This is a genomic window from Pseudomonas sp. SID14000, assembly GCF_002165135.1.
GTDB lineage: Bacteria > Pseudomonadota > Gammaproteobacteria > Pseudomonadales > Pseudomonadaceae > Aquipseudomonas.
Map to the genome: position 1 here is coordinate 47865 of NZ_NFZQ01000019.1, position 13685 is coordinate 61549.

The following is a 13685-nucleotide window of genomic DNA, read 5'->3' on the forward strand; positions in this document are numbered from 1 at the left end:
GATTCCCTGTAGGAGCGGCCTTGTGTCGCGATGGGCCGCAAAGCGGCCCCCGAGGTCCAACTCAGAAGTCGAAGAACACCGTCTCCCCGTCCCCCTGAATACGGATATCGAAGCGATACGCCGTCTTCCCGTCCACCTCGCAACGCTTGGCCACCAGGGTCTCGCGCCGCTGCGGCTGCTCGATCAGGTTGAGCACCGGGCACTTGGCATTGGCCTCGGCCTCATCATCGAAATACAGGCGCGTGTGCAGATGGATGTTGATCCCCCGGGCAAACAGGCTGATGTTGATGTGCGGTGCCATTGGCACACCGGCGGCGTTTTTCACCACGCCTGGCTTCACCGTATGCGCCGTCCACTCACCCGCGTCAAAGGTGGTAGCCGTGCGGCCAAAGCTGTTGAAGGCGTTTTCCAGGTTGTAGGCATCTTGGTACTCACCGTTGGCGTCGGCTTGCCAGAGCTCCAGGAACGAGTCCCGCACCAGGTGGCCATTGCCATCATACACATGGCCGATCAGCAGAATATGCTCGCCGGGCGCATCCGGCTTGGCCAGGCGGTTCCAGATTTCCTGGTCGCGGGTCGGGTTCCCGGCGGCTTCCAGGGCCAGGCCGATGTGCACGTAGGGGCCGGCGGTCTGCGAAGGGGTTTCCGGCAGCAGTTCGATTGGCATGGCGGGGTCCTCAGCAGTTTTCGAAGTGGGTCTTGCGCTGGCCGCGCAGCACGATGTCGAAGCGGTAGGCCAGGCAGTCCATCGGGTTGGCGTTACTCATGTCGAGCTTGGCAATCAACTGCTGCACGGCTTGCGGGTTGGCGATCGACTTGACGATCGGGCACATCGGAATCAGCGGGTCACCCTCGAAGTACAGTTGGGTGATCAGCTTGGTGGCGATCGACGGGCCGCTGATGGCGAAGTGGATGTGCGCCGGGCGCCAGTCGTTCGGGCCGTTGCGCCATGGGTACGGGCCCGGCTTGATGGTGCGGAAGCTGTAGTAGCCGTCACGGTCGGTCAGGCAGCGGCCGACGCCACCGAAGTTCGGGTCCAGCGGTGCCAGGTAGCGGTCGTTCTTGTGACGGTAGCGGCCGCCGGCGTTGGCCTGCCACATTTCCACCAGGGTGTTCGGCACAGGCTTGCCGTACTGGTCGACCACACGGCCGGCGACGATGATGCGCTCGCCGATCGGCAGGCCACCGTTGTTGAAGTTCAGCAGCAGGTCATGGTCGTGGGCGCCGAAGCCCAGGTGGGAAAAGTCCGGGCCGGTAGTTTCGCTGATCGACTGCGGGATGCTGACCAGTGCCTGGCGCGGCGAGCGGGCAATGGATGTCTTGTAGTCAGGCGTAAGGGCTTTCGGGTGCCAGTTGCGATCACGGATCACGAAGCGGCTGTTGTCCTGGGCGGGCATGCCGGTTTCCTCTCTTGGAATTATGGAAATGCGAGGGGGGCTTCTACGAAACCCTGTCGCGGGCAAGCCCGCTCCCACATGCAGTTTCCAGCAGGTAGCAGGCAATGAACATTGAAATCAGGCATTTCACACATAACCATTTGGTTATGGATAAACACCTTGGCCTGACACTCGCCGTTGTCGTGGACTAATCTTTGCCTTCTTGTTTCACGCTCTGGAGAGCATTCATGGAATGGCGAAAAGGCCGACGCAGCGACAATGTGGTCGATGCCCGAGGCGAAGGTGGTGGTGGTGGCATGCGTTTCGGCGGCGGCAAGGGGCTGGGGCTTGGCGCAGTGTTGCTGATTGTCGGCATCGGCTGGCTCACCGGCCAGGACCCGTTGCAGATTCTCGGTCAACTCGCCGGCCAGATGGAACAGCAGCAACAGCAGGTGCCCAGCAGTGCGGGTGGCAAGGCCCCGTCGGCCAACGACCAGCAGGCCGAGTTCGTCGCCTCGATCCTGGGCGATACCGAAGACACCTGGAAAGCCCTGTTCGCCGAGGGCGGCAAGCAGTACCGCGACCCCAAGCTGGTGCTGTTCAGCGGCCAGGTCAATTCGGCCTGTGGCTTTGCCTCGGCGGCGGTGGGGCCGTTCTACTGCCCGGCGGACCAGCGGGTTTACCTGGACATGTCGTTCTTCCGCGAAATGGAAACCCGCTTCGCCGCCGCCGGCGACTTTGCCCAGGCCTACGTGATCGCCCACGAAATCGGCCATCACGTGCAGACCCTGCTGGGCGTGTCGGCCAAGGTCGATGCCGCGCGCCGCAGTGGTCAGCGCATGGAAGGCGACAACGGCCTGCTGGTGCGCCAGGAACTGCAGGCCGACTGCCTGGCCGGCGTATGGGCCTACCAGGCGCAGAAGCGCCTGAACTGGCTGGAGCCGGGTGACGTCGAAGAGGCGCTGAACGCGGCCAATGCCATTGGCGATGACCGCCTGCAGCAGCAGGGCCGCGGCCGCGTGGTGCCGGACTCTTTCACCCATGGCACCTCGGCGCAGCGGGTGCGCTGGTTCAAGGCCGGGTTTGCCGAGGGTGAGGTAAACCGCTGCGATACCTTCAGTGCGCGCAACCTCTGAGGCTTCGGGGGCCGCTTTGCGGCCCTTCGCGGGGCAGCCCCAATCAAGTCAGTTACAAATCTGCTGAAAAAGCGTTTCAGCTTCCCCCATCACTGCCGATAACCCCTGCACGAGTCAGCAGGCATCCAGAACAACAACGCCTGGCGATCGACGATCAAGCGAGCGAAAAAACTTCTGGAGAGCGTGCATGAACAACTGGTTCGCCAACATCAGCGTCAACCTCAAACTCGGCCTGGGTTTCGGCCTGGTACTGATCCTCACCGGCCTGCTGGCCCTGACTGGCTGGACCAGCCTGGGCAGCCTGATCGACCGCAGCAACTGGATGGGCGATATCGGCCAGCTCAACAAGGACCTGACCGACCTGCGTATTGCGCGCCTCCAGTACATGATTGCCAACGGCGACGATGCCGCCGCCGCCAATACCCAGGCCAAGCTGGACGCCTTCAGCAAGCAGCAGGCCTACCTGGCCAGCACCTTCAAGAGCCCGGAGAACATCAAGCTGCTGGGTGAGCTGGGCGAGACCATCAGCGCCTACAAGGTGTCGCTGAACAAGATGCGCCAGGGCTACGACGCTACCCGCACCGCGCGCACGGCCATGGATGGCTCGGCCAGCCGCGCCGACCAGGCCATGGACACCCTCAGCCAGGATGTCATGGCACGCCCCGAAGCCGACAGCGTGCGCCTGACCCAGTACCAGCAGATCAGCAAGGCTCGCCAGCAACTTCTGCAGGTGCGCATTGACGTACGCGGCTATATTGCCGAAAACAGCACCACCAACGAGCAGGCCGCTCTGCGCCAGCTGGACACCGCCCTGGCCGAGATCGACAACCTCAAGCGCCATCTGCCCAACGAAGACACGCGCCTGCAACAGTTTGAAAGCTCGGTGCTGGCCTACCGTGACGCCGTGCGCCAGTTCCGCGATGCAGTCGCCAATATCACCACAGCGCGCGCCGAAATGACCGTTCAGGGTGCCGACATCGTCAAGCGCAGCGACGCGCTGTACCAGATCCAGCTGCAGCGCCGCGACATCGAGAGCACCCAGGCCCGCAGCCTGCAGACCATCGCCACGCTGCTGGCTCTGCTGGTCGGCGTGTTGGCAGCCGTGCTGATCACCCGGCAGATCACCCGCCCGCTGCAAGACACCCTGGTGGCAGTGGAAAAGATCGCCAGCGGCGACCTCACCCAACACCTGCGCGTCACCCGACGCGACGAACTGGGCGTGCTGCAACAAGGCATCGCCCGCATGGGCACCACTTTGCGTGAGCTGATCAGCGGCATCCGCGACGGCGTCACCCAGATCGCCAGCGCTGCCGAGGAACTGTCGGCGGTGACCGAGCAGACCAGCGCCGGCGCCAACAGTCAGAAGGTCGAGACCGACCAGGTGGCCACCGCCATGCACGAAATGGCCGCTACCGTCCAGGAAGTGGCGCGCAACGCCGAACAGGCCTCGCATGCCGCCACCGGTGCCGATGACGAAGCCCGTGCCGGCGACCGCGTGGTGGGCGAAGCAATTGGCCAGATCGAGCGCCTGGCCGAGGACATGCACCGCTCCACCGAGGCCATGAACCTGCTGCAGCAGGAAAGCCAGAAGATCGGCAGCGTGATGGACGTGATCAAGTCCGTGGCCGAGCAGACCAACCTGCTGGCGCTGAACGCGGCGATCGAGGCTGCGCGTGCCGGCGAAGCCGGCCGTGGCTTTGCCGTGGTCGCCGACGAAGTACGCGGCCTGGCCCAGCGCACGCAGAAATCCACCGAAGAGATCGAAGAGCTGATCGCCAGCCTGCAGCATGGGACCCAGCAAGTGGCTACAGCCATGCAAGGCAGCCGTACCCTGACCGACAGCAGCGTCGAGCTGGCGCGCAAGGCCGGGGCGTCGCTGGAGAGCATCACCAGCACAGTGTCGAACATCCAGTCGATGAACCAGCAGATTGCCGCGGCGGCAGAGCAGCAGAGTGCGGTGGCGGAGGAGATCAGCCGCAGCATCCTGAATGTGCGCGATGTATCGGAGCAGACGGCGGCGGCCAGTGACGAAACGGCAGCGTCCAGCGTGGAGCTGGCGCGGTTGGGCGGGCAGTTGCAGACGTTGGTCAGCCAGTTCCGCGTCTGATCCTGGAATCTGGGGCCGCTTTGCGGCCCATCGCGACACAAGGCCGCTCCCACATTGATCGGCGTACGCAGGTCTTTGTGGGAGCGGCCTTGTGTCGCGAAAGGAGGGCAAAGCCCTCCCAGCGATGGAACAGGTATTACTTGACGATCATCCCTACCCCACGCCCACGCGGATCGGAAGCGGTCTCCAGCTTCGCCCCATCCACCCGGATCGCCTGGATATCGCCCATCTCCCAGCCCTGGTCCTCCAGCACATAGCCCATCTTCTTCAGTTCATCAGCCACAGGCCCGGTCAGCGGCGCGTAGCTGTCGAAATAGATGGTGTCCTTGGGCAGCAACTGATGGTGCACGCGCTGCGCCGCTACCGCCTTGTCCAGCGGCATGCCGTAGTCGTAAAGGTTATTCATCACCTGGAAAATCGAGGTGAAGATCCGCGAGCCACCCGGGGTACCGATGACCAGCTCGACCTTGCCATCGCGGGTCATCAGGCTGGGGCCCATGGACGACAGCATGCGCTTGCCGGGCGCGATGGCATTGGCATCGCCGCCAACCACACCAAAGGCATTCGCCGCCCCCGGCTTGGCGCTGAAGTCATCCATCTCATCGTTGAGCAGGAAGCCGGCGCCTTTCACCACCACGCCACTGCCGTAGTCGAGGTTAAGGGTGTAGGTGTTGCTGACCGCGTTACCCTGCTTGTCGACGATCGAGAAGTGCGTGGTCTGGTGCGGCTCCAGGCCCGGCTTTACCTTGTCAGTGTCGGAAATCGCTTTCGGGTTGACCTGCGCGGCGCGCTTGGCCAGATAATCCTTGGCCACCAGCTGGTCCACCGGCACTTTGGTGAAGGCCGGGTCGCCGAGGTAATCGGCGCGGTCGGCGAATACGCGCTTCTCGATCTCGGCCAACAGGTGGATGTACTGCGCCGAATTGTGCGCCACACCCTTGAAATCCGCCGCGCGGTTTTCCTTGATGCCGAGCAGCTGGGCCAGGGCGACGCCACCGGAGCTTGGCGGTGGAGCGGTGTAGACCACATTGCCACGCCAGCTCACGGCCATCGGCTCACGCCATATGGCCTTGTAGTCCTGGAGGTCTTGCTTGGTGATCAGGCCCTTGTCGGCCTGCATCTGCGCCACCAGCAGGTCGGCGGTCTTGCCCTGGTAGAACTCGCTCACGCCATTGTCGGCGATGCGCTCCAGGGTCTGGGCCATTTCCGGTTGCTTGAACAGCTCGCCGACCTTCATGTTGCCGAAGTAGTCATTGAAATTGGTCGCGGTCTTGAACATGCCCTGGGCATCGTTGCGGTACTGGTACTGCTTTGCAGCCACCTTGAAGCCGTTTTTCGCATAGCCGATGGCCGGGGTCAGCAGCTCGCTCCAGGGCAACTTGCCGAACTTCTGGTGCGCCTCCCACAACCCCATCACAGTGCCAGGTACGCCAGCAGCGCGTGCCCCGACCAGGCTAAGGTTCTCGATGACCTCCCCCTTGTCATCCAGGTACATGTTGCGCGTGGCGGCCTTGGGCGCGACTTCGCGGTAGTCGAGGAAGTAGGGTTTGCCGTCAACGAACAGGGTCATGAACCCACCACCGCCGATGTTGCCGGCCTCCGGATAAGTCACCGCCAGGGTAAACGCCGTGGCCACTGCCGCATCCACCGCGTTGCCGCCTTTCTTGAGGATGTCGGCGGCCACCTGTGCACCATATTGATCAGGCGCAGCCACCGCGCCGCCCTCCAGGGAGGCGGCATAAACCGAGGAACCGCTCAGGATCGCGGCTGCGAGGGCAAGGTACTGGAATGGAACAATACGCATGACACTTCCTTGGTGTTGTTTTTGTTGAGCGTTCAGTAAGGCCGAAGCGCTTCGACTGTGCAATCAACCGCAGGAAGTTTCGCCGCCTGTGGACAGGGTCTGTCGCGTTCAGGCAACTCAGCTGGCGTACATCGCCAACTTGCGCTGGATGAAATCGAGGAAGCACTGGATACGCAGCGCCAGCTGGGTGTTGCGGTAGTACACCGCGTGGATCGGCTGGCGGTAGCCGTTGTTGGCTTCGCTCAGCAACACCTGCAGGCGCCCGGTGCGGATGTCCTCGTGGGTCATGAAGTGCGACAGGCTGACGATGCCCTCGCCGGCCAGCGCCAGTTGGCGCAAGGTCTCGCCGCTGGAGGCGATCAGCGACGGGCGGATGCTCCAGCGGTCACCCTGGGCATGGCGCAGAGGCCAGTGGTTGAGCGATTCGGGCTGGCTGAAGCCGAGCAGGCAGTGGTCGGCCAGGTCCTCGACCCGCTGTGGCGTGCCATGCTGCTCGAGGTAAGCCGGGCTGGCCAGCACCTGTACCGGGCTGCACCCCAGGTTGCGCGCGTGCAGGCTGGAGTCAGCCAGTTCGCCGATACGGATTGCCACATCGGTGCTCTGCTCCAGCAGGTCGATGACCAGGTCGTCAGTATTGAGCTCCAGTTCGATGCCAGGGTATTGGCGGCGGAACTCGCCGATCCACGGCAGGATGGCATGCAGCATGAACGGAGAGGCGGCGTTGATGCGAAGGCGCCCGGTGGGGGTCTGGCGGTTCATCGACAGGCGCTCTTCCATTTCGTCCATCTGTTCCAGAATCAGCCGCGCGCGTTCGAGGAAGAAGCGACCTTCCTCGGTCAGGTCCATGCGCCTGGTGGTGCGATTGACCAGCGTGGTGCCCAGCTTGCCTTCCAGGCGCGACAGGGTACGGCTGACGGCAGACGGGGTCTGGCCTATCTGCTCGGCAGCGGCGGAAATCGAGCCGCAGTCGATGACGGCGACGAATACCTGGAGTTCTTCGGATCGGGTTTTCACATCTGCGCCTGTGGTTGGTCTCTGCAGGGAGTAGATAGCCGCTTGTCGTGGCCAAGTCCAGCAGCGACTGTGCCGGCCTCTTCGCGGGTAAACCCGCTCCCACAGATACTGCACGCTTCTCAAGGACTGTGGGGTACCTGTGGGAGCGGGTTCACCCGCGAAGAGGCCGGCACAGGTAAACCTTACCGTGCCGTGCCAAATACCTTGTCCAGGTGCGCCTCATAGGCCGCCAAGGCAGCCGGCACATCCGGCCGTTTCATCACATCCACCGCCAAAAAGGTCGGCAGCCCGGTCATGCCAAGGAACTGGTTGGCCTTGTGGAACGGGAAATACACCGCATCCACACCCTTGCCCTCAAAAAAATCGCTCGGATCGTCGAATGCCTGCTGCGGCGCATTCCAGGTCAGCGAAAGCATGTACTGCTTGCCGTGCACCAGGCCACCGCTACCGTACTTCTGTGAGTGGTCCGCACGGGTACGGCCGTCGTTGGCATACAAGCTGCCATGGCCTGCAGTGAACACGTCATCGACGTACTTCTTCACGGTCCATGGCGCGCCCATCCACCACCCTGGCATCTGGTAGATCACCACATCGGCCCAAAGGAACTTCTCCACTTCTTCCTGGGCGTCATAGCCACCATCGATGTAGGTCTGGCGCACATCGAAACCGGCCCGGTCCAGATGAGCGATGGCCGCTTCGTGCAAGGTCGCGTTGAGGCGACCATCGGAGTGAGCGAACTGTTTACCACCGTTGAGCAAAAGGATCTTCTTCATGCGAGCCTCGCGGAAAATTCAGGCCGGCAGATTAGGGGCTCGCGGGCGCGGGATACAGTAATCCAGGAGCAAAATACAATTGAGTTGAAGTCACGAATAAACAACACATTATTGCATTAGAATCGCATCACCTCCCATCACCGAGTAGTGCCCCATGAGTGAGCAGTACGCCTTCATCCTCAAAGCCAAGACCCGCCCGGAAATGGCTGAAGCGTTCGAAACCCTGTTCCGCGCCTACGTCGAGCCAAGCCGCCAGGAGCCGGGCTGCATCGAGTACCACATGCTGCGCGACAAGCAGGACCCGAGCCTCTTCATGTTCTTCGAGGTCTGGGCCGACAAGGCCGCGCTGGATGTGCATTCGGCCCTGCCGCACATGACCGCATTCTTCGAAAAACGCATGGACTATCTGGAGCGCGATTTCGACATCCAGATGATCGACATGCTCAGCGCATCAAGCGCTAACCGCTGATCAGCAAATGGCTGGCTGACGCGACCAGTATGGAAGCGGGCTTGCCCGCGAAGCAGACACCGCGGTGGATGGCACGGGCTTCGCCCGTGTTCGCGGGTGAACCCGCTCCCACAGGGTGAGCGGTATCGCTCGGATCGACGCTATACCTGTGGGGGTTTACCCGCGAAGAAGGCTCACACACAATTGCGCCATCACGCCCCACGAAAAGGATTTTCCAGTGGCCTCGATCTACCAGCTCAAACCACGCTTCCAGGCCCTGCTCCGCCCTACCGTACAACGCCTTTACGACCGCGGTGTCACCGCCAACCAGGTCACCGTCGCCGCCGCCCTGCTGTCAATCCTGCTGGGCCTGCTGCTGGCTGCGCTGCCTCATCTCTCCTGGCTGTTCATCCTGGTACCGGTCTGGATGCTGCTGCGCATGGCGCTGAACGCCGTCGACGGCATGCTCGCCCGGGAATTCGGCCAGCAATCCACCCTCGGCGCCTACCTCAACGAACTCTGCGACGTGATCGCCGACGCCGCGCTGTACCTGCCCTTCGCCCTGCTGGTCGGTGTCTCGCCAACCTTGGTGGTACTCGTAGTGCTCAGCGCCACCTTCAGCGAATACGCCGGTGTCATGGGCCCGCTGGCCGGCGCTTCAAGGCGCTACGACGGGCCCATGGGCAAGAGCGACCGGGCCTTTGCCTTCGGTGTGCTGGGCACCGATGTCGCCTTCGGCCTGCTGAACGGCACCTGGGTCAACGGCTTGTTGCTGGTCATCCTCGCACTCTCGCTCTATACCCTCTACAACCGGGTTCGCCAAGGGCTGGCCGAAACCCGCTGAGCCCACTGCCGTCGCAAAAGGATGTCGACCATGCGCCAAGCGCAAGCGCTGCACTTCTCCACCCATGACGGCGTCGAGCTGCACTACCGTCACTGGCCTGCCACCCGCAACCAACACCAGCCACGCCGGGCCGTGGTGATGTTCCACCGCGGTCACGAACACGGCGGGCGCATGGCCCACCTGGCCGATGAACTGGACATGCCAGGCTACGATTTCTTCGCCTGGGATGCCCGTGGCCACGGCCAGTCGCCGGGCGCGCGCGGCGACAGCCCGGGGTTCGCCACCAGCGTGCGCGATGTGCAGACCTTCATCGAGCATATCCAGGCCCGCCACGGTATCGCCGAACAGGACCTGGTGGTGCTGGCGCAGAGCGTCGGGGCCGTGCTGGTCGCCACCTGGGCCCACGACTACGCGCCCAAGGTGCGCTGCCTGGTGCTGGCCTCGCCAGCGTTCAAGGTCAAACTGTACGTGCCGTTCGCCCGCACCGGCCTGAAGCTGCTGAAGGCCCTGCGCGGCAACTTCTTCGTCAACAGCTACGTCAAGCCTCGCCTGCTTACCCACGACCCTGAGCGGGTCATGTCGTACGTGGCCGACCCGCTGATCAGCCGGCCGATTTCGGTGACCATGCTGCTGGGCCTGTACGAAGCCGCCGACCGGGTGGTGGCGGACGCCCAGGCCATTCAGCTGCCGACCCAGCTGCTGGTGTCCGGTGCCGACTTCGTGGTCGAACGCAAGCCGCAGGAACGCTTCTTCGAACGCCTGGGCAGTGCGCGCAAGGAAATGCACATCCTGCCAGGCTTCTTCCACGACACCCTTGGCGAACGTGACAGGGCCCATGCCTTGCGGCGCATCGAGCGGTTTGTCGAACATTGCTTCGCCAGCCCCGCCGCCCTGCCGTCACTGCTCGATGCCGACAAGACCGGCGCCAGCTGCGCCGAAGCCGAAAGCCTAGCCGCACCGCTGCCGCGCAACTCGCCCCGCGACCTTTACTGGCGTGCTACCCGCGCCGGGCTGCGTCTGGGCAAGGGGCTGTCCGAAGGCGTGAAGCTGGGTTTCGATACCGGTTTCGATTCGGGAAGTACCCTCGACTACGTCTACCGCAACCAACCGACCGGCAAAGGCAGGCTCGGCCGCCTGGTCGACCGGAACTACCTCGACGCCATCGGCTGGCGTGGCATCCGCCAGCGCAAACTGCACCTAGAGGAACTGCTGCGCCTGGCCATCGGCCGCCTGTGCGAACAGCAGCGGCCAGTGCACATTGTCGATATCGCCGCCGGCCATGGCCGCTACATCCTCGAGGCCTTGCAGGACCTCGAACAGCGGCCGGACTCGATCCTGCTGCGTGACTACAGCGAACTGAACGTGCAGCAAGGCAGCGCACTGATCGCCGAAAAGGGCATGGCCGACATCGCCCGTTTCGTCCACGGCGATGCCTTCGACCGCCAGAGCCTGGCCACCCTGGAACAACCACCGACCCTGGCCGTGGTCTCTGGCCTGTACGAACTGTTCGCCAGCAACCAGTTGGTGGGCAACTCGCTGGCAGGCCTGGCCGATGCGCTTGAGGATGGCGGCTACCTGGTCTATACCGGCCAGCCGTGGCACCCGCAACTGGAAATGATCGCCCGCGCCCTCACCAGCCACCGCGGTGGCGAGGCCTGGGTGATGCGCCGCCGCAGCCAGGCCGAAATGGACCAGCTGGTAGAGGCGGCAGGCTTCCGCAAGCTGGCCCAGCGCATCGATGAATGGGGCATTTTCAGCGTCAGCCTGGCACAACGGGTGCGCTGAATGAGCTCATCACGCGAGCCCGGGCTGATCCGCCGGGGCGTGTTCTGGCTTCTGCTGCTGGGGCCGCTGTTCTTCCTCAGCTACGGGCTGGCGAACAACCACACGGCCGGGCGCAGTGATGTCGGCAGCCTGGTGTTCAGTTGGGAAAGCCACACGCCGTTGTGGCCGTGGACGATCATCCCGTACTGGTCGATCGACCTGCTATACGGCTTGTCCTTCCTGCTGCCGCGCACCCGCCAGGAAATGGACCGGCACGCGCTGGCGCTGCTCACTGCGCAGTTGATCAGCGTCACCTGCTTCCTGCTCTGGCCGCTGCGCTTCACCTTCGAACGGCCGGAACTGGGCGGGGTATTCGGCTGGTTGTTCGATGTGCTGATGGGCTTCGACAAGCCGTTCAATCAGGCGCCTTCGCTGCATATTGCCCTGCTGGTGATCATCTGGACGATGTTTGCCCGGCACGTGCGGCGCCAACCCTGGCGTTGGCTGATGCATGGCTGGATGGCACTGATCGGGGTGTCGGTGCTGACCACCTGGCAGCACCATTTCATCGATGTGCCGACAGGGGCATTGGTGGGGTTCGTCTGCGTCTGGTTGTGGCCATATCGGGGGCAACTGCCCTGGCAGCAGGTGCACCTTGCGCGGGATGCCAAGCGCTGGCGGTTGGCGTTGTTCTATACAGTGGGTGGGCTGCTGTGCGCAGTGCCTGCCGTTACGCTGGGCGGCGCCTGGCTGTGGTTGACCTGGCCGGCCGTGTCGCTGGCTTTGGTGGCGCTGAACTATGGCGTGCTCGGCGCAGGCGGGTTTCAGAAAGGCGCCGATGGGCGCTTGTCGAATGCAGCCAGCTGGCTGCTGGCACCGTACCTGATTGGGGCGTGGGTCAACTCGCGGTTGTGGACCTGGCGGCACCCGCAGGCCGATGAAGTGTGTGATGGCGTGTACCTTGGGCGCGTTCCAGGGCATGGCGCGCAGTTCGCTGGGGTGGTCGATTTGTGCGCTGAGCTACCGTGTCATGTTCAGAACAGCGCCGCTCCTACACAGGTCGCGTCCGCCATTGGCTACGCATGTTTTCCTACCCTGGACCTGATCGCCCCGGAAAGCCCATTGCTGCACCAGGCCGCCATCGCCATCGAACGCCTGCGCTCCCAAGGCCCGGTACTGGTCTGCTGCGCCCTGGGCTATTCGCGCAGCGCCAGCGCCGTGGCCGCCTGGCTGGTGCTCACGGGCCGCTGCAGTGATGCTCGCCAGGCCGAAGCGCTGATCCGCAAGGCCCGCCCCGGCGTGGTCCTGCACAGCGCACATCGCCAAGCCTTGCAACAGCTAGGGACACAACCATGACGCTGTATGTGGTGGCCAGCCTGCTGGGCCGTGGCAAACAACTGGAACGCCTGTCGGACGGCCTCACCTTGCTGGCCTTGGCCTATGGCCTGGCGCCCTTGCTGGGGACCCAGCTGCAACCGCTGGCCAGCCTGCTGTGCATTGTGCTGCTGGTGTTAGGTGTACTGCACAAGTACTGGGCCATCCGCGTGGCCGTGGATGCCGAACTGTTCGCCCACCTCGCTGCCAGCCGCGACCTGGCAGCGGACACCCAGGCTCTGGACCGCGCCCTGTTCGAGCTGAAACTCAAACCGCAGGCCACTGATTCCCGTGCCTGGCCTGCTCGCAGCCAAGCTGCGCTGGCCCTGTTACGCCGCCAGGCAGTGTGCCTGGGCCTGCAGCTGTCGCTGGCGCTGGCTACCCTGCTGACACTGCCTTTGAAGGGATGACTACCGATCCATGCTCGCCAACCTGACCGCCTACCTCATCACTTCCGCCGCCCGCCTGATAACCGGCGCCCGCGCCCTGTGGCTGGGCTGCACGCCGCTGCCGGTGCAGCGCCTGTATTTCGCCAACCACAGTAGCCATGGCGATTTCGTACTGCTGTGGGCCTCGCTGCCGCAGCCGCTGCGCAAGCGTACCCGTCCGGTAGCCGGTGCCGATTACTGGGCCAGGCCGGGCATTCGCGATTTTCTTATCCGCAAGGTCTTCAATGGCGTGCTGATCAACCGGCAGCACAGCGCCGGCCAGGGCAGCCCGTTGCAGCCGATCCTCGAAGCCGTGGCCCAGGGCGACTCGCTGATCTTCTTCCCGGAGGGCACCCGCAATCTCGGCGACGAGCCGCTGATGCCGTTCAGGAGTGGGCTGTACCACCTGGCAGCAGCCAACCCCGACGTCGAGCTGGTGCCGGTGTGGATCGCCAACCTGAACCGGGTGATGCCCAAGGGCCGCGCCCTGCCATTGCCGTTGCTGTGCACATTGAGCTTTGGCGAACCGCTGCACCTGCAGCCGGATGAAAGCAAGCCAGCCTTCCTCGAGCGGGCCAGCCAGGCCCTGCTGAACCTGGCCCCCAAGGATGCCTGAG

The 13685-nt window shown here is 63.8% G+C and carries 13 protein-coding genes; 8 read left to right on the forward strand and 5 right to left on the reverse strand.

Going from position 1 to position 13685, the window contains the following annotated elements; genetic code table 11:
- Positions 1-61: 61 nt before the first annotated feature.
- Together pcaG and pcaH are read right to left on the reverse strand one after the other, a co-directional pair.
- Complete coding sequence (gene pcaG, locus CAY82_RS22960; RefSeq protein ID WP_087503198.1) at positions 62-667, reverse strand: protocatechuate 3,4-dioxygenase subunit alpha; 606 nt, start codon at positions 665-667, stop codon at positions 62-64.
- Between the two features lie 10 nt (positions 668-677).
- Positions 678-1397: a protocatechuate 3,4-dioxygenase subunit beta gene (gene pcaH / locus CAY82_RS22965; RefSeq protein WP_003251597.1), complete on the reverse strand. Its 720-nt coding sequence runs from the start codon at positions 1395-1397 to the stop codon at positions 678-680.
- A gap of 227 nt (positions 1398-1624) precedes the next feature.
- On the opposite strand from pcaH, the gene CAY82_RS22970 reads away from it, so the two are divergent.
- Together CAY82_RS22970 and CAY82_RS22975 are read left to right on the forward strand one after the other, a co-directional pair.
- Complete coding sequence (locus CAY82_RS22970) at positions 1625-2512, forward strand: neutral zinc metallopeptidase (protein WP_087503199.1); 888 nt, start codon at positions 1625-1627, stop codon at positions 2510-2512.
- A 187-nt stretch (positions 2513-2699) separates the two neighbouring features.
- Positions 2700-4619: a methyl-accepting chemotaxis protein gene (locus CAY82_RS22975; protein ID WP_087503200.1), complete on the forward strand. Its 1920-nt coding sequence runs from the start codon at positions 2700-2702 to the stop codon at positions 4617-4619.
- Between the two features lie 136 nt (positions 4620-4755).
- Here CAY82_RS22975 and ggt read toward each other — a convergent pair whose 3' ends face one another.
- The 3 genes from ggt to CAY82_RS22990 all read right to left on the reverse strand — a co-directional run bounded on the left by ggt (position 4756) and on the right by CAY82_RS22990 (position 8210).
- Entirely contained in the window at positions 4756-6423 is a 1668-nt protein-coding gene (ggt, locus tag CAY82_RS22980) for a gamma-glutamyltransferase (protein ID WP_087503201.1), read from the reverse strand.
- Between the two features lie 117 nt (positions 6424-6540).
- Positions 6541-7437 carry a LysR family transcriptional regulator gene (locus CAY82_RS22985; RefSeq protein ID WP_087503202.1) on the reverse strand — a complete coding sequence of 299 codons (897 nt, stop codon included), beginning with the start codon at positions 7435-7437 and terminating at the stop codon, positions 6541-6543.
- A 182-nt stretch (positions 7438-7619) separates the two neighbouring features.
- Positions 7620-8210 carry an NAD(P)H-dependent oxidoreductase gene (locus tag CAY82_RS22990; protein WP_087503203.1) on the reverse strand — a complete coding sequence of 197 codons (591 nt, stop codon included), beginning with the start codon at positions 8208-8210 and terminating at the stop codon, positions 7620-7622.
- A 154-nt stretch (positions 8211-8364) separates the two neighbouring features.
- Between CAY82_RS22990 and CAY82_RS22995 the strand changes: the two genes are divergently transcribed.
- The 6 genes from CAY82_RS22995 (at position 8365) to CAY82_RS23020 (ending at position 13684) form a co-directional block, all read left to right on the forward strand.
- Positions 8365-8679 carry a putative quinol monooxygenase gene (locus tag CAY82_RS22995; protein WP_087503204.1) on the forward strand — a complete coding sequence of 105 codons (315 nt, stop codon included), beginning with the start codon at positions 8365-8367 and terminating at the stop codon, positions 8677-8679.
- A 217-nt stretch (positions 8680-8896) separates the two neighbouring features.
- Positions 8897-9502: a CDP-alcohol phosphatidyltransferase family protein gene (locus tag CAY82_RS23000; protein ID WP_087503205.1), complete on the forward strand. Its 606-nt coding sequence runs from the start codon at positions 8897-8899 to the stop codon at positions 9500-9502.
- Positions 9503-9532: 30 nt separating this feature from the next.
- Positions 9533-11287, forward strand: coding sequence for a bifunctional alpha/beta hydrolase/class I SAM-dependent methyltransferase (locus CAY82_RS23005; protein WP_087503206.1), 1755 nt, complete (start codon positions 9533-9535; stop codon positions 11285-11287).
- Positions 11288-12622 (forward strand): phosphatase PAP2/dual specificity phosphatase family protein, encoded by a 1335-nt coding sequence (locus CAY82_RS23010; protein WP_087503207.1) that lies wholly within the window; start codon positions 11288-11290, stop codon positions 12620-12622.
- Positions 12619-13050 (forward strand): hypothetical protein, encoded by a 432-nt coding sequence (locus tag CAY82_RS23015; RefSeq protein ID WP_087503208.1) that lies wholly within the window; start codon positions 12619-12621, stop codon positions 13048-13050. Before CAY82_RS23010 ends, CAY82_RS23015 begins: the two co-directional genes overlap by 4 nt.
- Before the next feature lie 10 nt (positions 13051-13060).
- A complete protein-coding gene (locus CAY82_RS23020) occupies positions 13061-13684 on the forward strand; it encodes a lysophospholipid acyltransferase family protein (protein WP_087503209.1) in 624 nt (207 codons plus the stop codon).
- The last annotated feature ends 1 nt before the right edge of the window (position 13685 follow it).